Genomic DNA, 18,595 nt, shown 5'->3' on the forward strand with positions numbered 1-18,595 from the left:
CAAAGCCGGGGCCGCGCACAAGGCCCCTTGGAGCACGAAATGAAGCGTCTGATCTCGACCGCCATGGCCTTGTCGCTATTGGGCGGCGCGGCGGCGGAAGCCGGGTCCGCTGCGGCGGTGGTCGCCCAGCGCGAGCAGCGGCAGGATGGCCCGCGCGGTGATCGCGGCGGTGGCGACCGTGGCGGCGGCCGTCAAGGCGGCGAACGTCAGGGCGGTCAGGACCGGGGGCAGCCACGTGGCGACCGCGGCGATCGCGGTGGCGGTCGGCCCGACTGGAACGCCGGCGGCGGCGCTCGCCCCGCGCCCCAGGCGCCGACGCCCCCGCAGCCTTCGCCCGCTCCCCAGGCGCAACAGCCGGGCGGCCGGCCCGACTGGAATCGCGGCGACCGAGGCGATCGCCCGGATCGTGGCGGCCCGGATCGGGGCCAAGGTCGTGGAGACCAGGGTCGTCCCGATCAAGGCCGGGGCGACCAGGGTCGGCCCGGCGGCGGCGACAATCGCGGCGGCCAGGAATGGAACCGTGGCGGTCAGGATCGCAATGGCGGTTGGGATCGCGGCTGGGATCGCGGCCGTGACGACAGAGGCCGCGATGATCGGGGCGGCTACGACCGTGGTCGGCCGGGGCAGGGCGGGCAGTATCGCGACCGCGACAATGGCCGCTCGCACTACGACCAGCGCCGCTATCGCCCCAGCTTCCACGCCTCGCAACGCTACCGGGTCGGCGCCTATCGCTATCCGCGCGGCTGGTATGTCCGCAGCTGGTCGTTTGGCGACTATCTGCCGGGCGGCTGGTATTCGGCCTCGTACTATCTGGACTGGTTCCGCTATGGCCTGCCCAACCCGCCCATCGGCTGCGAATGGGTCCGGGTCGGCGACAATGCCATCCTGGTCGACGTCTGGTCCGGCCAGGTGCTGAGCGTCTATTACGACCTGTTCTGGTAAGCGATTACCCTGACGACAGAAGAGCCCGGCGGATCATCAGGTCCGCCGGGTTTTTCGTTTTCGGATCGCTGGCTTCGAGGTCGGGACGGTTCCGATGCATCTTTCGATCGGGAGATGTCGGCCTTGGCGATCGGCGATCGTCCTGGGGCATCGCCGCGCGCCGGCATCGAAAGGAACGACGATGTTGAAAGCCTCTCCCATGGTCTGGACCGGACGCGTCCTGACCGGCCTCTTCGCCCTCTTCATGCTGGGCGCCTCGATCGCGCCCAAGCTGGCCGGCATGCCGATCGCGGCCGACACCCTGGTCTCGCTGGGCTGGAAGCCGGGCTATGTCCTGATGATCGGGATCATGGAGCTGACCTTTCTGGTCCTCTATCTCATCCCGCGTACCAGTCTTCTGGGCGCGATCCTGATGACCGGTCTGCTGGGCGGCGCCATGGCGACCCAGGTGCGGGTCGAGAACCCGCTGTTCAGCCATGAACTGTTTGGCCTGTATCTGGGGCTGTTCCTGTGGGGCGGCCTGTGGCTACGGGATGAGCGCCTCAGGGGGCTGTTTCCGTGGCGGCGCGACTGACAGGACGCCGCTCGCCTCTGCTGGCGGCGGACTGGCTCATGGGCAAACAACGCCCAACCGGTTAAAACCGCGTCGCCGAGGCATTTGCGTCACAACGTTCTGTCGTCGTCGCCTTGACGAAACGGCAAAAAAACGCTCAAACGCCCGGCCTTTGTCGCTTCGCCGTTGCGCCAGGCGGCCCTGATTGACCAGTCCGGAGAATAAATCATGCGCGTCTATTATGATCGCGACGCCGACCTCGCCCGCATCCTCGACAAGAAGATCGCGATCGTAGGCTATGGTTCGCAAGGTCACGCGCACGCCCTCAACCTCCGCGACTCGGGCGCCAAGAACGTCGCCGTCGCCCTGCGCGCCGGTTCGCCCACCGCCAAGAAGGCCGAGGGCGAAGGCCTGAAGGTCATGACCGTGGCCGAAGCCGCCGCCTGGGCCGACCTGATCATGATCCTGGCGCCCGACGAGCATCAGGCCGCGATCTACAAGACCGACATCGCCCCCAACATCCGTGACGGCGCGGCCCTGCTGTTCGCCCACGGCCTGAACGTCCACTTCGGCCTGATCGAACCCAAGGACACCATCGACGTCCTGATGGTCGCCCCCAAGGGCCCCGGTCACACCGTGCGCGGCGAATATCAAAAGGGCGGCGGCGTGCCCTGCCTGATCGCGGTGCACCACAACGCCACCGGCAACGCCCACGACCTGGGCCTGGCCTATGCCTCGGCCATCGGCGGCGGTCGCTCGGGCATCATCGAGACCAACTTCCGCGAAGAGTGCGAAACCGACCTGTTCGGCGAGCAGGCCGTCCTGTGCGGCGGCACGGTGGAACTGATCCGCTGCGGCTTCGAAGTGCTGGTCGAAGCCGGCTACGCGCCGGAAATGGCCTATTTCGAGTGCCTGCACGAGCTGAAGCTGATCGTCGACCTGATCTATGAAGGCGGCATCGCCAACATGAACTACTCGATCAGCAACACGGCCGAGTATGGCGAATATGTCACCGGTCCGCGCATCGTCACCGCCGATACCAAGGCCGAGATGAAGCGCGTGCTGGAAGACATCCAGTCGGGCAAGTTCGTCCGTGACTTCATGCTCGAGAACGCTGTCGGCCAACCCTCGTTCAAGGCCACCCGCCGCCGCGCGGGCGAGCACCAGATCGAGGAAGTCGGCGCGCGTCTGCGGGGCATGATGCCGTGGATCGCCAAGAACAAGCTGGTGGACGTCACCAAGAACTAAGGTCCCTCTCCAAGGATCGTGTCAGAGCCCTCGGCCGCCCCCGGCCGGGGGCTTTTTCATTTTGGGCTTGCGGTTCGGCCATCATCACCCAATAATGAACCATATGGTTCAGTATAAAGCCGCCCGCCTCGACGCCGCCTTCGCCGCGCTTTCGGACGCCACCCGTCGTGGCGTTCTGGAGCAGCTTGGGCGCGGCGAGGCCTCGATCACCGATCTCGCCGAGCGGTTCGATATGACCCTCACCGGCATGAAGAAGCACGTCAGCCTCCTGGAGCAGGTGGGGCTGGTGGAGACGGAGAAGATCGGCCGCGTGCGGACCTGCCGGCTCTGTCCGGGCGGGCTGGAGGACGAGGCGGCGTGGATCGAGCGATACCGCCGGCGTTGGGCGCTTCGCTTCGACGCGCTGGACGAGATCGTCGAGGACTTGAAACAGAAGGAGGACGTGGATGGACGTGAATAGCAGTGCTCCCCAGAGGCGCCACACGGCGGTGGAGCGGAAGTCGGACCGGGAGCTGGTCGTCACGCGGACGTTCGACGCCCCCGCCCATATCGTATTTGAGGCCTGGCGCCGGCCGGAGCTGTTCCAGCGCTGGTGGGTTCCCAAGTCGCTGGGCGTTCCCCTGCGGGCCTGCGAGATGGATGTCCGAACCGGGGGCGGGTACCGCCTGGAGTTCGGGCTGGACGCCGCCAATTCCATGGCCTTCTTCGGGCGCTATATCGAGGTGATACCGCCCTCGCGCATCGTCTGGACCAACGAGGAAAGCGGCGACGCGGGCGCGGTGACGACCGTCACGTTCGAGGAGCAGGGCGGCAAGACGCTGCTGGTGCTGTCCGAGCTCTATCCCGACAAGGAAGCCTGCGACGAGGCCCTCCAGGGCTCGGCCGCCGGCCTGCCCGAGCAGTTCGCGCAGCTGGACGCCCTGCTGGTCGAACTGGGCGCCGGCGTCTGACGCGCGGAGCCCTCGGCCGCGGCCGAGGGCTCCGTTTCCGGCTTGCGCGACGCTTCGGGGCGATGAACAGTCCGCGCCGGTTCCGCTTGGGAATGACGAAGGAGACGCTCCATGAAACGCCTGCTCGCCACCATGATCGCCGGCGCCGCGCTGTCGGTCGCCGCCGCACCGGCCTTCGCCGCCGAGGTCGCCTACAAGCTGGACGAAGCCCACACCGAGACGATGTTCGTCATCGACCGGTTTGGCTTCAATTCAGTGATCGGTCTGTTCGCCAAAACCGAGGGCACCGTATGGCTGGACGAAGCCGCGCCCGAGAAGTCGCGCGTGGAGGCCACGGTTCAGGTCGACAGCCTGCTGTCGGCCAATACGGCCCGGGATGAACACCTGAAGGCCGCGCGCTGGCTGAACGCTCCCGCCTTCCCGACCATGACCTTCAAGTCGACCAAGGTGGAAAAGACCGGGCCCGACACCGCCAAGGTGACCGGCGACATGACCATCATGGGCGTGACCCAGCCTGCCACCCTTGAGGTCAAGCTCAACAAGATCGGCACGGCGCCCAACAATCAGAAGAAGCAGGCCGGTTTCACCATCACCGGCGCGATCAGCCGCAAGGCCTTCGGCAGCACCACAGGGGCCGGCGCGATCGGTGACAGTGTCGCCATCCGCATCGAGGCCCTAGCGGTCGCGCAGTAGGCTACTCCATAGGGCTCGGACACTAGCCGAGCCCCATCCTGCGCGCTATCGGGCAGCCCGGCGGACTTGATCTGCGAAGGATACGGAGCGCTGGCCGATAGGCTATCCGGTCGGGTGTTACGATCTCCCAAGCCAGTCCCAGGCGCGCGAGGGAGCAGATCAGAAGCCATCCCAGATCGACCTCGCCTTTATGTAGGCCCAATCGCGCTGAGCCGGGGAAGGCGTGGTGATTGTTGTGCCAGCTTTCGCCCATGCTGATCAGGCCCGCTATGCGCACGTTGTAGCCTTGCACGGCGGCTCCCTCGACCACGAAGCTCTGGTCGCCTTGCCGATGGGCAAAATGGCCGACAAGCCAATGGCCGATCACGCAAACCGTAACCCGAACGCACACGCCCCAGACCAGCCAAGGCAAGCCGCCGAGGCAGAAGAACAACACCGCCCAAGGGACCTGCTGCCACATCCAGGTCCGTTCCATTAGGGCGTAGACCTTGTCATCGGCCAGCCGGGGTTCGAGCTGGAAGCTCGGCGGATCATCCAGGACCAGTTCGCAGTGCAATTGCCGCCAGCCATCCCGCCAGAAACTGGCGCGATGCCCGAAATAGTCATGGCAGGCCGACTGGCGTTGCGCCCAGTCGCGCATGTCATGGATCCGGATCATGCCGACTGGTCCCGCCATCCCGACGAGCACCCCTAGATAGACACAGGCGTATTCGAGCCAGAGGGGGCACTGAAAGCTGCCGTGGATCAGACGCCGGTGCATGCCCACCGAATGGCCAAAGCAGAGGGTGACGGCGCTGGTCCCCAGGAAGAGTGCGAAGGCGCTCCAAGAAAAGAACAGCGGAGCCAGGATGAGCGCGCCTAGGGTCATGCTCCCGATCCACAGCGATTTGCCTGGCGCCCATCGCACCCGGCCGCTTGCGGGATTTGAGGTGGGCGTAGCGACTATCCTCTCGGAGCCGGCGACCAGTTGCATGCAAACCTCCAGCTATTCGGGCTTTGCGTCCTGCGCCTTCTTGACGCGAGCACTTTCGTTTTTCAGGGGGGTGGAGACCGGGCACAGGTTCTGGACGAAGCCATTCAGCGTGTTGACGAGGCTGTCGCGCACCAAGGCGTAGTGGACGTATTGGCCGCGCTTCTCGCTTCTCACGAGGCCAGCGTTTTCAAGAACCGCCAAGTGCTTGGAGATAGCGGGCTTGGTCATGTCGAACCGCGCAGCGATTTCGCCAGCTGTCAGTTCGGCTTCTGCGAGATAGGCTAGGATCTTTCGCCGGGGCGTCGAAGCCAGCGCCTCGAATACCTTTTCCAAAACTAATTCCCTACTTAACTTATTAGTTAACTACATGGCGAAAAGGTTCATGTCAAGCCTCCTGCTACTCCAGAAAGAACACCGGCCCCCAGGCCACCTGGTAGCGGTGCTCGCCCGACGACAGGTGCGGGCGCAGCTGCCAGGCCCCGGGCGGCAGGACCGACGGGGGGCGCCCCTCGACATAGGTCGTGGTCAGGACGTCGCCGCCGGGCTCCGAGACCGAGAACTGGCCGATGGCCGGGGTCGCGCCCGACAGGGCGGCGGCGATCTCGTTGGATGAGCTGACGCGCAGCGGCGCCGGTCGGGCCAGCCGGGCGCTGACCTCGGCATAGGCGCCCACCGCGATCACGCGCGGTCCCTGGCGCAGGACGCCATAGCCCACATGCGTAAAGCCGCGCGCCAGCAGGTTGGCGCGGTGGCCGGGGCTGCCCCGCCACTGGTTCATGATCTGATCGGGTTGCACGGGGCCGACGGCGTTGCGGCGCATGGCGATGTTCTCGCCCGGCGCGCCGACCAGGTCGCGGGCCAGCAGCCCGACCCGGCCCGCGGCGCTGAAACCATCCGAGGTGAAATGGTCGAAGACGCCGCTGACCGCCATGTCGGCGGCGTGGGCCCGCGCCGCCAGGATCAGACCCCGGTCTGGTCGCAGCCCGGCCACGCCCTGGCGTTCGCGGATCAGATTGTTGAGGTCCAGCAGCGTGTCTTCGAACCCGTCGTCGAAGTCGCCGCCCGACGCGTCGGAGAGGCCCGCGCGCAGCCTGCGGTCATAGGCCTGCCAGCGCGCGATCGGCGCGGCGTGCGCCAGACCGGCGGCCAGAACGAGGGGGGCGGTCAGCAGGGTTCTTCGAAGGATTTGCGGCATCGCGGCCCTTAACAGTGATTGACAGGAACCCCCGGGACCAAGCTCTAAGACCCCATGCGTCCCGTGCGTTCCATATGGCTGGCCGGCCCTGATGTCTGGCTCCCCGATTCCGCGGCCCAGGCGGCGCGCCAGCGGGCCCATTGCATCGACGCAGGGTTCACGGGCCTGACCCCCGATCCCGCGCCCCTGAGCGCGGAGAACGGCTCCGAACTCGAGGCGCGTGAACTCTACGCGGCCCGCATGGCGCGATTGCGTCAGGCCGACGCCGGTGTGGTCAATCTGACCCCTTGGCGCGGCCCCTCGGCCGATCCGGGCGCGGCCTTCGAGACGGGCGTGCTGGCGGGGCTGGGGCGGCCGATCTTCGCCTATCTGAACGTGGCCGACGAATCCCAGGCCGAATATGTCGACCGGGTCGAATCGTTCGTCGGCGCCCAGCGCGACGAGGCCGGCGTCTGGCGCGATGGCGACGGCTGCGTTGTGGAGGACTATGGCCTGCCCGAGACAGTGATGCTGTGGGCCGAGGCGCGGCGGTTGTTCGTGATCGTCACCGGCGATCCGTTGCACGACCTGACGGGGCTGGAGCTTTGTCTCGAGGCGCTGAGGCTCTACGCGGAGTAGGGCGGGGCTAAAAGTCCTCCCCCCAGAGGGGGAGGTGTCGGCGAAGCCGACGGAGGGGGAAGTGACCGCGCAGTCATTGCGGTCTTCCCCCACCGGCCTCCGGCCGCCTCCCCCTTCAGGGGGAGGACTTGCCGCACGTCACCAATCCAGCCCTGCTTCTCCTCGCAGAATCGCCTCCGCCGCCGTCGAGTGCTGTGCCCCGTCGCGCTCGTGCAGCACCAGGGCGGGCAGCAGCGCCAGCGGCGCCTTGCCGGTCTTGAGCGCCCTCACGATCACCCGCTTGGCCGGGGCGTCGGCGAACGGCTGGATGGGCCGAATCCTGAACGAGCCGGCCTTGGGCGCCAGCAGGGCCAGGATGTCGGCCAGGCGATCGGCGCGGTGAATGAGGGTGATGGTCCCGCCCTCGCGCACGGCCTTGAGCAGAAAGCCCGTCCAGGCCGCCAGCCCGCCGTCGGCCATCCAGGCTCCGGTCTTGGCCGGGGAGGGGGCCCGCAGCGCGCCCGGATCGTCGAAAAACGGCGGGTTGCTCATCACGGCGTCGAAGACCGGCAGGCCCAGAGCGCGAAACCCGGCCTGGATGTCGCCCGTTGAGATCTCGACCCGATCAGCCAGATGGTTCAGCGCCGCATTGCCCCGAGCCTGGTCTGCGGCGTCCGAATCCCGTTCGACGCCATGGAAGCGCACGTCCGGCCTGCGCGTCGCGGCGGCCAGAAGCGCCCCGCCGACGCCGCAGCCGGCCTCCAGAACACGCTCGCCCGGACCCGCGTCACAGGCGGCCGCCAGCAGGGCGGCGTCCATGCCCGCGCGGTATCCGCCGGCCTTTTGGCGCAGCCGGACACGGCCGTTCAGCACGCGATCTTCGGTGACCTGAGTATCGTCCAACGTTTCGGGCCTTGTGCTTGCCTTGACCGTGACCTATCCCGCCACCATTGTCCCTCGCAACGGCTGATCCTGCTGGGGGGCGGATGCAAGCCCGAACGCCCCTGGACCAGGTTCAGTGGACGTCGGTCAAGGAGAGTATGGTCTTGGACGCAGTTGCAGCGACCCTCGCCCGACAACCGGGATCGGTGGATCGTCTCGTGCGTCTGGCCGCCGCCGACATGGCCGGGGTCGACCGCCTGATCACCGAACGCATGCAGAGCGACGTGCCGGTCATCCCGGCCTTGGCCGAGCACCTGATCGCCGCCGGCGGCAAGCGTCTGCGCCCGCTGCTGACCGTGGCCGCCGCGCGCCTAGCCGGCTCGGACAACGACGACTGCCTGAAGCTGGCCGCTTCGGTCGAGTTCATCCATACCGCCACCCTGTTGCACGATGATGTCGTCGACGGCAGCCAGCTGCGTCGCGGCAAGGTCGCGGCCCACCTGATCTGGGGCGCGGCGCAAAGCGTGCTGGTCGGCGACTTCCTGTTCGCCCGCGCCTTCGAGCTCATGGTGGAAACAAGCTCGATGAAGGCCCTGGAGATCCTGGCCCGCGCCAGCCGGGTGATCGCCGAGGGCGAGGTGCTTCAGCTCACCCGCAGCCACGACCTCAATCTTTCGCAGGCGATCTATCTCGACATCATCGCCGCCAAGACCGCCGAGCTTTTCGCCGCCGCCTCCGAGGCCGGCGCGGTGTCGGCCGGGGTCGACAAGACCCGCTCCGACGCCCTGCGGGCCTATGGCCTGAACCTGGGCCTGGCGTTCCAGCTGGCCGATGACGCCCTGGACTATGGCGGCGCGACCGAGACGTTGGGCAAGAACGCCGGCGACGACTTCCGCGAAGGCAAGGCCACCCTGCCGCTGCTGCTGGCCATTGCCCGCTCGGGGCCGCGCGAAGCCGAGTTCTGGGAGCGGGCCATCGGCCGCCGCGAACAGACCGAGGCCGATTTCCGCCGCGCTCGCGAACTGATCATCGGCTCCGGCGCCCTGGATGCCACCCTGGACCTGGCCGCCGACTATGCCGACAAGGCCAAGTCGGCCCTGGCGATGTTCCCGGCCAGCGAGTGGCGCACGGCGCTGGAAAGCCTCGCCGACTTCGCGGTCAGCCGGAGAGCCTGATGGCCCTGCGGCGCAAGCCTCTCCATCTTGGACTGCCTCACGCTGCACCGGGCGAGCGCTTGCCGCGCCTGGAAACCATCATCGCCACCTCGGCCGCCAATCCGAGCGGCGACCCCAATGTGCGGGCCCAGGAGGCCGGCGAGGCGGCCGGCAAGGTGATCGGCGGCGGTGTGGGCGTGCTGGTCGGCTTCCTCTTGATCGTACTGATGCTGGGACCGGTGCTGTGGGCGCCCGGCTGGGCGGCCCTGCGGGCCGCGCGTCTGGTCCCCGGGCCTTGGTGGCCCTGGCTGGCGGGCCTGGCGGCCGGTCTTGCGGTGGCCCTGATCCAGACCTGGCTGCTGGTGCAGCGCAGCCCGATCCTGCGCTATCCGATCGTGGCCGTGTTCGCCGCCGCCTGGGTCGGCGGGCTGTGGCTGGAACTGACCTCGCCGCGCCACGACTGGGTGACGACCGCACCGACCCTGCACATGCCGGGCCCCTGGACTTGGGCGCTCCTGGGCCTGGGCACGGTGATCTATGCGGGCATCTACCTGCTGGCCCTGGGCCAGATCACCAAGGGCCGCTGGGTCCGTGGATGGCAGCTGATCAAATAGCCGTCAGGCAGAGGTCCAGGTGGGTGCCCCTGTCGTCCTCGACGTGCCGGGTCCAGGCCGCATCGACCTGGGCGATGACCTGGGCGGCGTCACCACCGGCCACCCGTTCGCGCTTCTTCTTGCGATGCAGGATCTCGACGCCATAGCCGAGGTCGAGGAAGAAGGTCAGCAGGGCCGCGCCATCGGCGCCCGAGATCTCGCTCTGGAAGCGCGGCGAATATTCCAGGAAGGTGATGGGCTTCTGCTCGGCCATCAGCGCCCTGGCGCCCATGAAGGCGCGATACTCCATCCCCTCGATGTCGATCTTCAGCACATCGACCTTGCCGAAGTCGGCGCGCAACAGGTCCAGCGGCACGACGGGGGCGATGTCGAAGGCGTCCAGATTCTCGGGAATGCCGTCGGTGGGCGGCTCCATCTGGAAATTGTTGTGCACGGTCTGACGGCGCAGATATTCGGTCCCAAGCCGGTCGGAGACGCCCACCAGCAGCAGCTGCATGTTGCTAACGCCGCTGGCCTTGGCGCTTTCCAGCAGCACGCGGCCGTTGCCGGCGCTCATCTCGATGGCGATGACCTTGCCGGTTGCGCCGACCTTCCTGGCGGCCGGCAGGGCGAACGCGCCCCAGCTGGCCCCGACATCCAGTACGGTCATGCCGGGCTTCAGGATCTGGAGGAAATAGTCGAGCACCCAGGGCTCGTAGTCCTTGCCGTCATCGAGCTGGCGAGTGATCACCCAGTGCTCCGGCATCCAGAACACGCAGCCGCGGAACTTCACTTCCATCAGGGTCGGGGCCACGCCGGCCGGCAGTTCGATCGGTCGACGCTTCTTGCGGAACAGGCCCATGATCGTCCTCGTCGGCGGCGCGGGTCTGTCCCGGCGCCCTGTGCTTGCAGCTACCTATCCGATTTTGACCCCTTGGCCACAGTCCCCTCGTTTGGGGGAGGGGGGGTGAATTCGCCGTAACGCGCGCGCCTTGTTCTCGACAAGTCTCGCGATACGCCCCACCTCTAGGGTCTGGGTTTATGGGCTGGGAGCCGTCTTCGTGATCCGACTGATCCTCAACATCCTCTGGTTCGTCCTCGGCGGCTGGCTTTCCGGCCTGCTGTGGCTGCTGGGCGGCGCCCTGCTGGCCATCACCATCGTCGGCCTGCCCTATACGGGCGCGGCCTGGCGCATCGCCGGTTTCGCCTTCTGGCCGTTCGGCAAGGAGATCGTCAGCCGCGAGATCGTCAGCGGTCGGGGTGACCTGGGCACCGGTCCGCTGGGCTTCGTGCTCAACGTGATCTGGTTCATCCTGGGCGGCTGGTACATCGCGCTCAGCCACCTGATGATCGCCGCCGCCGAGGCGGTGACCATTGTCGGCATCCCCTTCGCGATCAAGGACTTCCAGCTGGCGATCATCGCCCTGGCCCCGATCGGCCGCGAGGTGGTGGAGGTTCGTCGCTAGACGTCAGAAGCCGGTGAACAGGCGGTCGAGGGCGCGGCGGATTTCGTCTTCGTGGGCGGCGAGGTTGGCCGTCCGGGTCCGAAGCGTGCTTGCCGTCATGCTGAAGAGTTCGCTGACAATCAGCACGAGCGGCTGGTTCTGGATGTCGACGCAGATCTCCAGGCCGCTGATCTGACGCTTTGCGTCATTCACCGTCGGCGCGACAACGACCTCTTCAAGGCCATGCAGGTGATGCGAAGACAGCACCACCAGGAAGGGCGCGACCTCGCGGCTCTCCGCCGAGGGATTCTGGTAAGCGTCGAACTGCCGCAAACTACCACCGTTTGAAGTGGTCTGAGATCAGGCCGCGTCGGGCGATGCGTTCGTTATGTTCGGCGATGGCTTTAGCATTCTCCGCTGCCCAGCGCCGGGCGCGGTCCTCGGCGCCGGCGGGATCGACCTTCTGCAGGTGCAGGCGAAGCTGGGTTTCACTGAGGCCCGCGACGGAAATCCCCAGCCGCCGGGCCTGGGCCAGCAGTTCCGGGTCGATGCTGACATCGCGTTCGGGGGCGTCCATGGATAGGGAGACTATCATTCCTCCTCATCCTCCGACAGCAGCACGTCCAGGAAGGTCTGGCGGCGGTTGAGGAAGCTGCGGGTCACCGTGACGTGGTCGAGGTCTTCATACTCCACCCGCTCCAGCCCACGTTCGGAGGTCTCGTAGATCCAGGCGTCGGGATAGCCGAGGATGATCGGCGAGTGGGTCGCGATGATCAGTTGCGAGCGGGCCAGCACCAACTGATGCAGCTTGGCCAGGAACGACAGTTGCCTGCTGGGCGACAGCGCCGCCTCGGGCTCGTCGAGGATGTAGAGGCCATCGCCGCGAAAGCGGTTATCGAACAGGGCGAAGAAGGCCTCGCCATGAGACTGCTCATGCAGGGGGCGGTGACCATAGGCGCTTGCAATGGACGCCCCAGCAGGACCCGGCTCCCGGTCGAGCGCTTCAATCTCGGTCTGGACGTTGAAGAAGCTCTCGGCGCGCAGGAAGTAGCCGTCATGCGGACGGATGATGGATCGCACGGGGCGGATGTGGCTGTGCAAGTCGGAGTGCGACGCGCGGCTGCTGAAATTGAAGTTGCGCGACCCGCCCTCGGCGTTGAAACCCCAGGCCACCGCCAGCGCCTCGATCAGCGTCGACTTGCCAGAACCATTCTCGCCGACCAGAAAAGTCACGTGCGGATGGAATTCTAGGCTGTCGAGGCTGCGGAGCACCGGCAGGTTGAAGGGATAGGCCTCGGCGTCCCAACCTTCTCGCGGTTCAATGCGGGCCTCAATCCAGTATGGGCGATCCAGCGCGACCATCGATGCGTTCCCGATATGTTCACGCCAAGATTGCACATCTGGTTCGGGTTGCAACCGACGTTTTTTGGCCCTATCGCGTTTTTCGAAAGGGCCAGCCGGTCACGCCGCTGGCCCAGAGCGGCGCCCAGATGAACAGCGGCTGCAGGATCAACAGTCGCGGCCCGTGGTACCACCACGAGCTCGGCAGCGACGGGACCGAGACGCCGCTGAACGCGTGGTGGAGATTGGCCGGCCAGACGCACAGCGCGTAGAGCGCCAGCATGATCCCGGCCAGCCGTCGGGTTCGCGGGATCAGCAGTCCCGCGGCGCCGAGGATCTCGCACAGGCCCGTGAAGATCACGACCTCGCGCGGAAACGGGATGATCGGCGGCATGATTGCCAGGAAGCCATGGCTGCCGACGATGTGCAGCACGCCGAAGGGGGCATAGATCGCGGCGATCAGCAGGCGGGTGCGGCCTTGGGCGTTCCAGGTCATGCCATTGGAATGCTTCGCCGCAGGACATGGGTCCAGGGGCCGGTTGCGTCAGCGGTGAACCCTTGCGCCTCCCAGAACGGCCCGGCGGCCGCAGACGCGGCGGCGTTGACCGTCAGCAGGCCGACACTGTCGAGGCCTTCATGAATCAGGGCGCAGGCGAGGGCAGTGGCGACGCCCTGGCGGCGGAAGCGCGGAGAAACGTACAGGCGGCGCATGCGGCGAGCGGGTTCATTCGCGGTGGTCTCGATCGACATCCCGCCAAGGCCGGCGAGCGTTCCGGCCAGGACCGCGGCGAACAAGGCCTCGCCGTCGCCCTGGAAGCGCTGGCCAGCCCGCCAGCCGTCGGCCAGCAGGGCCATGTTGCGCACACCTTCGCCGGAGGCTTCGGCGACGAGGTCGTCGAAGTCCTCCGGCAGGTCGTCAAAGATCCTGACGAGCTGAAGCATCAGCCCGGCGAGATCATCTTCTCCGGGCGCACATATTCGTCGAACTCTTCGTTGGTCAGGTAGCCGCCGCCGACGGCTTCCTCGCGCAGGGTGGTGCCGTTCTTGTGCGCCGTCTTGGCGATCTTGGCGCAGGCGTCGTAGCCGAGCTTGCCGTTCAGGGCCGTGACCAGCATCAGGCTGTTCTCGACGCCCTTCTTGATGTTGTCGACCCGCGGCTCGATGCCGACGACGCAGTTGTCGGTGAAGCTGATCGCCGCGTCGGCCACCAGGCGCACCGACTGCAGGAAGTTGTAAGCCATCACCGGGTTGAAGACGTTCAGCTCGAAATGGCCCTGGCTGCCGGCGAAGGTCAGGGTCGAGTGGTTGCCGAACACCTGGGCGCAGACCTGGGTGAGGGCTTCGGACTGGGTCGGGTTGACCTTGCCCGGCATGATCGACGAGCCGGGCTCGTTCTCCGGCAGGGCCAGTTCGCCCAGGCCCGCGCGGGGCCCCGAGCCCAGGAAGCGGATGTCGTTGGCGATCTTGAACAGAGACGCGGCGACCGTGTTGATGGCGCCATGGGTAAAGACCATGGCGTCGTGCGCGGCCAGGGCCTCGAACTTGTTGGGGGCGGTGGTGAAGGCCAGGCCGGTGACGCCGGCGATCTTTTCGGCCACCAGTTCGGCGAAGCCGACGGGGGCGTTCAGGCCCGTGCCGACGGCGGTGCCGCCCTGGGCCAGCTGCATCAGCATCGGCAGGGTCATCTCAACGCGGGCGATGCCGTTCTCGATCTGCTGGGCGTAGCCGCCGAACTCCTGGCCCAGCGTCAGCGGGGTGGCGTCCTGGGTGTGGGTGCGGCCGATCTTGATGATGTCCTTCCACTCGGCGGCCTTGGCGGCCAGGGCCTTGTGGAGGTGCTTCAGCGCCGGGATCAGGTCGTGGACCACCTGCTCGGCGCAGGCGATGTGCATGGCCGTCGGGAAGGTGTCGTTCGACGACTGGCTCATATTGACGTGGTCGTTGGGGTGGACGGGTTTCTTGCTGCCCATCTCGCCGCCCAGCATCTCGATGGCGCGGTTCGAGATCACCTCATTGGCGTTCATGTTCGACTGGGTGCCCGAGCCGGTCTGCCAGACCACTAGCGGGAAGTGATCGTTCAGCTTGCCGTCGATGACTTCGTTGGCGGCGGCGACGATGGTTTCAGCGATCTTCGGATCTAGCTTGCCCAGGGCCAGATTGGCCTCGGCGGCGGCGCGCTTGACGATGCCCAGGGCGCGCACGATCGGCAGGGGCTGCTTTTCCCAGCCGATCTTGAAGTTGCCGAGCGAGCGCTGGGCTTGCGCGCCCCAGTAGCGGTCAGCGGCGACTTCGATGGGGCCGAAGGTGTCGGTTTCGATGCGCGTGGCGGTCATGCGGCGGGTCTCCGGAAAAACGGTCGAGCGCGGTCTAGACCCAAGGCGGGCCAAGGGCAACGTTCGCGGCTTGCGATAAGGGCCAGCGGGTCTTAGGGCTGGCCTATTCAGCCGCCTGGAGACGCCCATGAGCCCGCACATCGCCCTGCTGCGCGCCGTCAATGTGGGCGGACGCAAGGTCCTCAAGGATGATCTGCTGGGCCTGGCCAAGGACCTGGGCTTCGACGACGCCAAGACGCTGCTCGCCAGCGGCAATCTGGTGCTGTGGGGGCAGGCAGAGGGCGGCGAGGCGCTGGAGAAGCGGCTGGAGGACGGGCTCGAAAAGCGCATGGGCCTGCGCACCGACTTCATCGTCCGCACGCCGGCCGAGCTGAGGGCGATCATCGCCGCCAATCCGTTCCACGAACAGGCGACCACGCGGCCCAACCACCTGCTGGTCAACTTCCTCAAGGCGCCGATCGAGCCGGACGCGGTGCAGATCCTGCGGGCGGCGATTACCGGCCGGGAGGAATTTCACGCCGAGGGGCGGGAGCTCTACATCGATTTCAAGGACGGCATCGGCGAGTCGATGCTGGATCGCGACTGGAAGAAGACCAAGCGCTATCCGACCGGCACGACCCGCAACTGGAACACCGTGGGCAAGCTGGCGGCGATGGTGGAAGCGTGACCCTGGATCTGGACGGCGCCGACTGGACCCATCACGGCAAGGTCCGCGCCCGCGAGGTCGCCGGCGAGCTGACCCTGGTGGTCGATGGCCTGACCACCCAGGGCAAGTACTACAAGCCGCTGATCTATGAGTTCTTCCGCAAGGTGTGGCGCGGCGCGCGGCCGGCCTGGGGCGAGTTCGAGGTCGACATCTTCATGGAATATGTCGGCGAGCCGCCATGGATGGATCTGGACAACCTGGCCAAGGCGCTGCTGGACTCGATCAAGGGCTATGCCTTCCACGACGACGCCCAGGTCGGCCGGCTGCTGGTCGAGCGCCGGCCGGGGGATCGCGAGCGGATCATCATCCTGGTGCGAAAGCGCGCCTCAGGCCTTTTGCGGCGCACGCTCGAAGGCTGAGGCGGCCAGGGCCGTGAACAGCACCATCAGGAAGGCCCCGTAGCGACCCAGGCTGACCGGGTCGGCGGCGGGCATCAGCATCTCGAACCGGCCGATCACCACGGCGCTGGCCATCAGGCCGGGCGCGGCGAAGGTCAGCATCGGCAGCATGCGCTTGCCCCGCTTGATGTGACGCAGGCGCGCCGCGGCATGAAACACGAAGGTCACGAACGCCGCCGCCGCGAAGGCGTTGATCGCATAGAACCAGAAGGCGCTCTCCAGAACACCCGCGCCGAAGGCGGCGTAGAACGCCGTCGCCGCCAGCCAGGCGCCCAGACCCGCGCCGCCGAATATCAAACCGTCCTGCTTTGACACGTCTTCCCCTCCCAAAGGACTTCCCGCGGGAGAACGGTGCAATTTCAGCGCCGGCTAGGGCGGTGCTCAGCCCTTCACGGGCAGCAGGAAGTTCCAGAGGCCCAGCAGCACGCCCAGCACCCCATACAGCAGGACCGTGTAGGTGAAGGCCAGCTTGCGCAGGGTGGTCCAGCTGTCGACCCGGCGTCCGCCGCGCCAGACCACGGGGGCCATGACCAGGGTGACGACGGTGAGGACACTGGCCACCAGCGAGCAGGCCGAGGCGGTCACCAGCCAGCCGCTGGGCCAGCCGAAGAACACCCAGGCGATGTCGCCCGAATTGGCCGCGAACACCCCCACGCAGCACAGGGCGATCAGCCACAGGGTCGCCTGGGTGGTCTGGAGCAGGTTGGCGCGGGTCTGGGTCGGGGTCTGGCGCGTCTCGCGACGGTCGCGCATGAACACGCCCGCCAGGGTGGCGACGGCGGCGAACGCCGACAGCGCGACGATCCAGATCAGCAGACCCGCGCTCATGGGAAAGGTGATCCGCTCGAAGGCCGAGAAGCCGGGAGACGGGTAGAACCGGCTCCCGCGCCCACCGACGGTTTCGAAGACGAGGGTCTTGGCGCTGTCGCTGGCCTGGAACACGCTAGGCTTTTCGGTGGCGTTCCACAGCGTTGAGCGGCCGTCGCTGAGCACGGCGAGCTGTCCGTCAGGGGTGACCCGCACTTCGGCCCGTTGGCTGATGCGGCCGATGAACCCTTCAAGGCCGCCATAGGCGCGACGCGTGCCCAGATAGTCGCCTTCATAGATCCGCGCCGCGTCCGGGCTGAGAGGGCGCAGGGTCGGCACGGCGGGCGGCGGCGCATAGAACCGCTCGATGATCGCGGTCGGCACGACCGACGGCAAGTCGGCGCCCGTATCCGTGTTCACGGCGATGAACACCCCCAAGCCAAGGTCCGGGACCACGACCATGTTGGAGAAGAACCACAGGGTCGCCCCATTGTGACCATAGCCGCGCCGGCCGCCGGGCAAGGCGATGTCTTGGAAGCCGGCGTTCCAGCCGGCCGCCTCCGGAGCGGGCTGGTACATCAGCGTACGGAAGGCCTGGGCGGTGCGCGGCGAATAGATGGTCTTGCCGTCGAGCGTTCCGTTGCCCAGCAGCAGCATCATATAGCGGCCCATGTCGGCCGCGGTTGACGAGGCGCCGCCGGCGGGGGCGACCTGACCGGTCAGCTCCGGCGGCTGCTCTCGCCAGCCCAGCTGGGTCCAGCGGAAGCCGGCCGAGCGCTCGGCGGCCAGGGCCGCGGTCATCGGCGCGGGCAGGTCGTCGCGCCACGGGCGGGCGTCGCGGAAGGTGGTGTGCGTCATGCCCGCCGGGAAGATGATCTCTTCGGCCACCAGTTGCTCGAAGGGCTTGCCGGTGACATTGGCCACGGCCGCGCCGGCCAGGGCCACGCCATAGTTGGAATAGGCCGGCAGGGCGCCCGGCTCACGTACGCGGCGCGGACGTTCCTGGCGCAGATATTCGTTCAGCGGGCGCACCCGCTTCCAGTCCTGCTCGAACAGCTGGCCCAGGGCGCGATCCTCGAACCCTGGCGTGTGGGTCATCAAGTGGCGCAGCAGGACGGGAGCCTTGTCCTTGCCGCGCACTTGGAGGGGTTCGGGCAGGTAGAGATTGACCGGGCCATCCAGCCGCATGCGGCCGGCCTCGATCTCGTTCATCAGGGCGATCCAGGTGAACGTCTTGGAGATCGAGGCGATGCGGAACAGGGTCGTGTCGGGGTCGACGGCGCGGCGTTCTTTCAGGCTGGCGACGCCATAGCCCTTCTTCAGCACCACCTGGCCGTTCTGGACGACGGCGATGGTCGCGCCGGCGATATGGTCCTCGATCATGCTGCGGCGGATCAGACCATCGACGAAGGCTTCGAGCTCGGCCGTCGGCAGGGGTGTGACGCCTGCGACGGGCCGGGCGATGGGCGCGGTTGGCGCGATGGCTGCAGCGCTGACGACCGGTCGGGCTGGGACGGGGCGCGGCCGGATGCGGCGGCGCAGGCTGGTATAGGGCTTGGGTCCCTCCGACACCGTGGGTGCGGCGACCTCGGGCGGTGGCGGCGCGACGTCCTGAGCCTGGGCGAGGCTCGCCGAGGCCAGGAAACCGATCATGGCCGCGATGAGAGCGGCTCTGGACGAAAAGCGCGACGTCAAAGGCCGACCCCTCAGGCTGAATGACTTCAGCCGACTTCTAGGGCGCCTCGCACCGCGTTCAAAGAGCGGCGTGCGCTATTGTCGCCTATT

At 67.2% G+C, this 18,595-nt stretch carries 25 protein-coding genes; 12 read left to right on the top strand and 13 right to left on the bottom strand.

Translation table 11 applies throughout. The annotated features are described in order from the left end of the window. Positions 1 to 39 precede the first annotated feature (39 nt). The 6 genes from ACW17V_RS05900 (at position 40) to ACW17V_RS05925 (ending at position 4,386) form a co-directional block, all read left to right on the top strand. Positions 40 to 942 (top strand): RcnB family protein, encoded by a 903-nt coding sequence (locus tag ACW17V_RS05900; RefSeq protein WP_492107931.1) that lies wholly within the window; start codon positions 40 to 42, stop codon positions 940 to 942. A gap of 181 nt (positions 943 to 1,123) precedes the next feature. Then, complete coding sequence (locus ACW17V_RS05905; protein ID WP_492107932.1) at positions 1,124 to 1,516, top strand: DoxX family protein; 393 nt, start codon at positions 1,124 to 1,126, stop codon at positions 1,514 to 1,516. 207 nt (positions 1,517 to 1,723) lie between these two features. Then, positions 1,724 to 2,743 (top strand): ketol-acid reductoisomerase, encoded by a 1,020-nt coding sequence (ilvC, locus tag ACW17V_RS05910; protein WP_492107933.1) that lies wholly within the window; start codon positions 1,724 to 1,726, stop codon positions 2,741 to 2,743. Between the two features lie 103 nt (positions 2,744 to 2,846). Beyond that, entirely contained in the window at positions 2,847 to 3,203 is a 357-nt protein-coding gene (locus ACW17V_RS05915; protein ID WP_492107934.1) for an ArsR/SmtB family transcription factor, read from the top strand. Further along, entirely contained in the window at positions 3,190 to 3,693 is a 504-nt protein-coding gene (locus ACW17V_RS05920) for an SRPBCC family protein (protein ID WP_492107935.1), read from the top strand. The genes ACW17V_RS05915 and ACW17V_RS05920 overlap by 14 nt, the downstream gene beginning before the upstream one ends. Before the next feature lie 111 nt (positions 3,694 to 3,804). Continuing rightward, the gene (locus ACW17V_RS05925; RefSeq protein ID WP_492107936.1) at positions 3,805 to 4,386 is read left to right on the top strand and encodes a YceI family protein; all 582 of its coding nucleotides are present in this window, start codon (positions 3,805 to 3,807) and stop codon (positions 4,384 to 4,386) included. 22 nt (positions 4,387 to 4,408) lie between these two features. Here ACW17V_RS05925 and ACW17V_RS05930 read toward each other — a convergent pair whose 3' ends face one another. From ACW17V_RS05930 to ACW17V_RS05940, 3 genes are all read right to left on the bottom strand, one after another. Continuing rightward, entirely contained in the window at positions 4,409 to 5,359 is a 951-nt protein-coding gene (locus ACW17V_RS05930) for an acyl-CoA desaturase (RefSeq protein WP_492107937.1), read from the bottom strand. Between the two features lie 12 nt (positions 5,360 to 5,371). Continuing rightward, positions 5,372 to 5,692 (bottom strand): metalloregulator ArsR/SmtB family transcription factor, encoded by a 321-nt coding sequence (locus ACW17V_RS05935; RefSeq protein ID WP_492107938.1) that lies wholly within the window; start codon positions 5,690 to 5,692, stop codon positions 5,372 to 5,374. 64 nt (positions 5,693 to 5,756) lie between these two features. Continuing rightward, positions 5,757 to 6,554, bottom strand: a complete 798-nt coding sequence (locus ACW17V_RS05940; protein WP_492107939.1) for a CAP domain-containing protein — start codon at positions 6,552 to 6,554, stop codon at positions 5,757 to 5,759. 54 nt (positions 6,555 to 6,608) lie between these two features. Here ACW17V_RS05940 and ACW17V_RS05945 point away from each other — a divergent pair, with 54 nt between their 5' ends. Next, the gene (locus ACW17V_RS05945; protein ID WP_492107940.1) at positions 6,609 to 7,172 is read left to right on the top strand and encodes a nucleoside 2-deoxyribosyltransferase; all 564 of its coding nucleotides are present in this window, start codon (positions 6,609 to 6,611) and stop codon (positions 7,170 to 7,172) included. A gap of 138 nt (positions 7,173 to 7,310) precedes the next feature. Here ACW17V_RS05945 and ACW17V_RS05950 read toward each other — a convergent pair whose 3' ends face one another. Further along, positions 7,311 to 8,054, bottom strand: a complete 744-nt coding sequence (locus ACW17V_RS05950) for a tRNA1(Val) (adenine(37)-N6)-methyltransferase (RefSeq protein ID WP_492107941.1) — start codon at positions 8,052 to 8,054, stop codon at positions 7,311 to 7,313. 143 nt (positions 8,055 to 8,197) lie between these two features. Between ACW17V_RS05950 and ACW17V_RS05955 the strand changes: the two genes are divergently transcribed. Together ACW17V_RS05955 and ACW17V_RS05960 are read left to right on the top strand one after the other, a co-directional pair. Next, positions 8,198 to 9,208, top strand: coding sequence for a polyprenyl synthetase family protein (locus tag ACW17V_RS05955; protein ID WP_492107942.1), 1,011 nt, complete (start codon positions 8,198 to 8,200; stop codon positions 9,206 to 9,208). Then, positions 9,208 to 9,801 carry a hypothetical protein gene (locus ACW17V_RS05960; protein WP_492107943.1) on the top strand — a complete coding sequence of 198 codons (594 nt, stop codon included), beginning with the start codon at positions 9,208 to 9,210 and terminating at the stop codon, positions 9,799 to 9,801. The genes ACW17V_RS05955 and ACW17V_RS05960 overlap by 1 nt, the downstream gene beginning before the upstream one ends. On the opposite strand, the gene ACW17V_RS05965 is transcribed toward ACW17V_RS05960, so the two are convergent. Continuing rightward, the gene (locus tag ACW17V_RS05965) at positions 9,794 to 10,642 is read right to left on the bottom strand and encodes an FkbM family methyltransferase (RefSeq protein WP_492107944.1); all 849 of its coding nucleotides are present in this window, start codon (positions 10,640 to 10,642) and stop codon (positions 9,794 to 9,796) included. The genes ACW17V_RS05960 and ACW17V_RS05965 overlap by 8 nt on opposite strands. Positions 10,643 to 10,841: 199 nt before the next feature. Between ACW17V_RS05965 and ACW17V_RS05970 the strand changes: the two genes are divergently transcribed. Further along, on the top strand, positions 10,842 to 11,246 hold the full coding sequence (locus ACW17V_RS05970) for a YccF domain-containing protein (RefSeq protein ID WP_419317646.1): 405 nt from the start codon (positions 10,842 to 10,844) through the stop codon (positions 11,244 to 11,246). Positions 11,247 to 11,249: 3 nt separating this feature from the next. On the opposite strand, the gene ACW17V_RS05975 is transcribed toward ACW17V_RS05970, so the two are convergent. From ACW17V_RS05975 to fumC, 6 genes are all read right to left on the bottom strand, one after another. Continuing rightward, positions 11,250 to 11,558 (bottom strand): CcdB family protein, encoded by a 309-nt coding sequence (locus tag ACW17V_RS05975; protein ID WP_492107945.1) that lies wholly within the window; start codon positions 11,556 to 11,558, stop codon positions 11,250 to 11,252. Between the two features lies 1 nt (position 11,559). Continuing rightward, on the bottom strand, positions 11,560 to 11,802 hold the full coding sequence (locus ACW17V_RS05980) for a type II toxin-antitoxin system CcdA family antitoxin (RefSeq protein WP_492107946.1): 243 nt from the start codon (positions 11,800 to 11,802) through the stop codon (positions 11,560 to 11,562). A gap of 14 nt (positions 11,803 to 11,816) precedes the next feature. Continuing rightward, on the bottom strand, positions 11,817 to 12,587 hold the full coding sequence (locus tag ACW17V_RS05985; RefSeq protein ID WP_492107947.1) for an AAA family ATPase: 771 nt from the start codon (positions 12,585 to 12,587) through the stop codon (positions 11,817 to 11,819). A 70-nt stretch (positions 12,588 to 12,657) separates the two neighbouring features. Next, positions 12,658 to 13,062, bottom strand: coding sequence for a DoxX family protein (locus ACW17V_RS05990; RefSeq protein ID WP_492107948.1), 405 nt, complete (start codon positions 13,060 to 13,062; stop codon positions 12,658 to 12,660). Beyond that, a complete protein-coding gene (locus tag ACW17V_RS05995) occupies positions 13,059 to 13,508 on the bottom strand; it encodes a GNAT family N-acetyltransferase (protein ID WP_492107949.1) in 450 nt (149 codons plus the stop codon). The genes ACW17V_RS05990 and ACW17V_RS05995 overlap by 4 nt, the downstream gene beginning before the upstream one ends. Next, the gene (fumC, locus tag ACW17V_RS06000) at positions 13,508 to 14,899 is read right to left on the bottom strand and encodes a class II fumarate hydratase (protein WP_492107950.1); all 1,392 of its coding nucleotides are present in this window, start codon (positions 14,897 to 14,899) and stop codon (positions 13,508 to 13,510) included. The genes ACW17V_RS05995 and fumC overlap by 1 nt, the downstream gene beginning before the upstream one ends. 127 nt (positions 14,900 to 15,026) lie before the next feature. On the opposite strand from fumC, the gene ACW17V_RS06005 reads away from it, so the two are divergent. Together ACW17V_RS06005 and ACW17V_RS06010 are read left to right on the top strand one after the other, a co-directional pair. Beyond that, positions 15,027 to 15,566 (top strand): DUF1697 domain-containing protein, encoded by a 540-nt coding sequence (locus ACW17V_RS06005; RefSeq protein ID WP_492107951.1) that lies wholly within the window; start codon positions 15,027 to 15,029, stop codon positions 15,564 to 15,566. After that, a complete protein-coding gene (locus tag ACW17V_RS06010; RefSeq protein ID WP_492108745.1) occupies positions 15,524 to 15,964 on the top strand; it encodes a RusA family crossover junction endodeoxyribonuclease in 441 nt (146 codons plus the stop codon). The genes ACW17V_RS06005 and ACW17V_RS06010 overlap by 43 nt, the downstream gene beginning before the upstream one ends. Here ACW17V_RS06010 and ACW17V_RS06015 read toward each other — a convergent pair. Continuing rightward, a complete protein-coding gene (locus ACW17V_RS06015; RefSeq protein WP_492107952.1) occupies positions 15,932 to 16,318 on the bottom strand; it encodes a hypothetical protein in 387 nt (128 codons plus the stop codon). The genes ACW17V_RS06010 and ACW17V_RS06015 overlap by 33 nt on opposite strands. Before the next feature lie 66 nt (positions 16,319 to 16,384). Further along, a complete protein-coding gene (locus ACW17V_RS06020) occupies positions 16,385 to 18,505 on the bottom strand; it encodes a serine hydrolase domain-containing protein (RefSeq protein WP_492107953.1) in 2,121 nt (706 codons plus the stop codon). Positions 18,506 to 18,595 lie beyond the last annotated feature (90 nt).

The sequence above is a fragment of the Caulobacter sp. FV2ye17ST genome, from assembly GCF_058680955.1.

What these genes read in the sequence shown, in the direction of transcription:
- ACW17V_RS05905 (WP_492107932.1), top strand. Translation starts at nt 1,124, where the DNA reads ATGTTGAAAGCCTCTCCCATGGTCTGGACCGGACGCGTCCTGACCGGC.
- ACW17V_RS05995 (WP_492107949.1), bottom strand. Translation starts at nt 13,508, where the DNA reads ATGCTTCAGCTCGTCAGGATCTTTGACGACCTGCCGGAGGACTTCGAC.
- ACW17V_RS06005 (WP_492107951.1), top strand. Translation starts at nt 15,027, where the DNA reads ATGAGCCCGCACATCGCCCTGCTGCGCGCCGTCAATGTGGGCGGACGC.
- ACW17V_RS05925 (WP_492107936.1), top strand. Translation starts at nt 3,805, where the DNA reads ATGAAACGCCTGCTCGCCACCATGATCGCCGGCGCCGCGCTGTCGGTC.
- ACW17V_RS05920 (WP_492107935.1), top strand. Translation starts at nt 3,190, where the DNA reads ATGGACGTGAATAGCAGTGCTCCCCAGAGGCGCCACACGGCGGTGGAG.
- ACW17V_RS05990 (WP_492107948.1), bottom strand. Translation starts at nt 13,062, where the DNA reads ATGACCTGGAACGCCCAAGGCCGCACCCGCCTGCTGATCGCCGCGATC.
- ACW17V_RS05985 (WP_492107947.1), bottom strand. Translation starts at nt 12,587, where the DNA reads ATGGTCGCGCTGGATCGCCCATACTGGATTGAGGCCCGCATTGAACCG.
- ACW17V_RS05940 (WP_492107939.1), bottom strand. Translation starts at nt 6,554, where the DNA reads ATGCCGCAAATCCTTCGAAGAACCCTGCTGACCGCCCCCCTCGTTCTG.
- ilvC (WP_492107933.1), top strand. Translation starts at nt 1,724, where the DNA reads ATGCGCGTCTATTATGATCGCGACGCCGACCTCGCCCGCATCCTCGAC.
- ACW17V_RS05980 (WP_492107946.1), bottom strand. Translation starts at nt 11,802, where the DNA reads ATGGACGCCCCCGAACGCGATGTCAGCATCGACCCGGAACTGCTGGCC.
- ACW17V_RS05945 (WP_492107940.1), top strand. Translation starts at nt 6,609, where the DNA reads ATGCGTCCCGTGCGTTCCATATGGCTGGCCGGCCCTGATGTCTGGCTC.
- ACW17V_RS05960 (WP_492107943.1), top strand. Translation starts at nt 9,208, where the DNA reads ATGGCCCTGCGGCGCAAGCCTCTCCATCTTGGACTGCCTCACGCTGCA.
- ACW17V_RS05965 (WP_492107944.1), bottom strand. Translation starts at nt 10,642, where the DNA reads ATGGGCCTGTTCCGCAAGAAGCGTCGACCGATCGAACTGCCGGCCGGC.
- ACW17V_RS05900 (WP_492107931.1), top strand. Translation starts at nt 40, where the DNA reads ATGAAGCGTCTGATCTCGACCGCCATGGCCTTGTCGCTATTGGGCGGC.
- ACW17V_RS05930 (WP_492107937.1), bottom strand. Translation starts at nt 5,359, where the DNA reads ATGCAACTGGTCGCCGGCTCCGAGAGGATAGTCGCTACGCCCACCTCA.
- ACW17V_RS05915 (WP_492107934.1), top strand. Translation starts at nt 2,847, where the DNA reads ATGGTTCAGTATAAAGCCGCCCGCCTCGACGCCGCCTTCGCCGCGCTT.
- fumC (WP_492107950.1), bottom strand. Translation starts at nt 14,899, where the DNA reads ATGACCGCCACGCGCATCGAAACCGACACCTTCGGCCCCATCGAAGTC.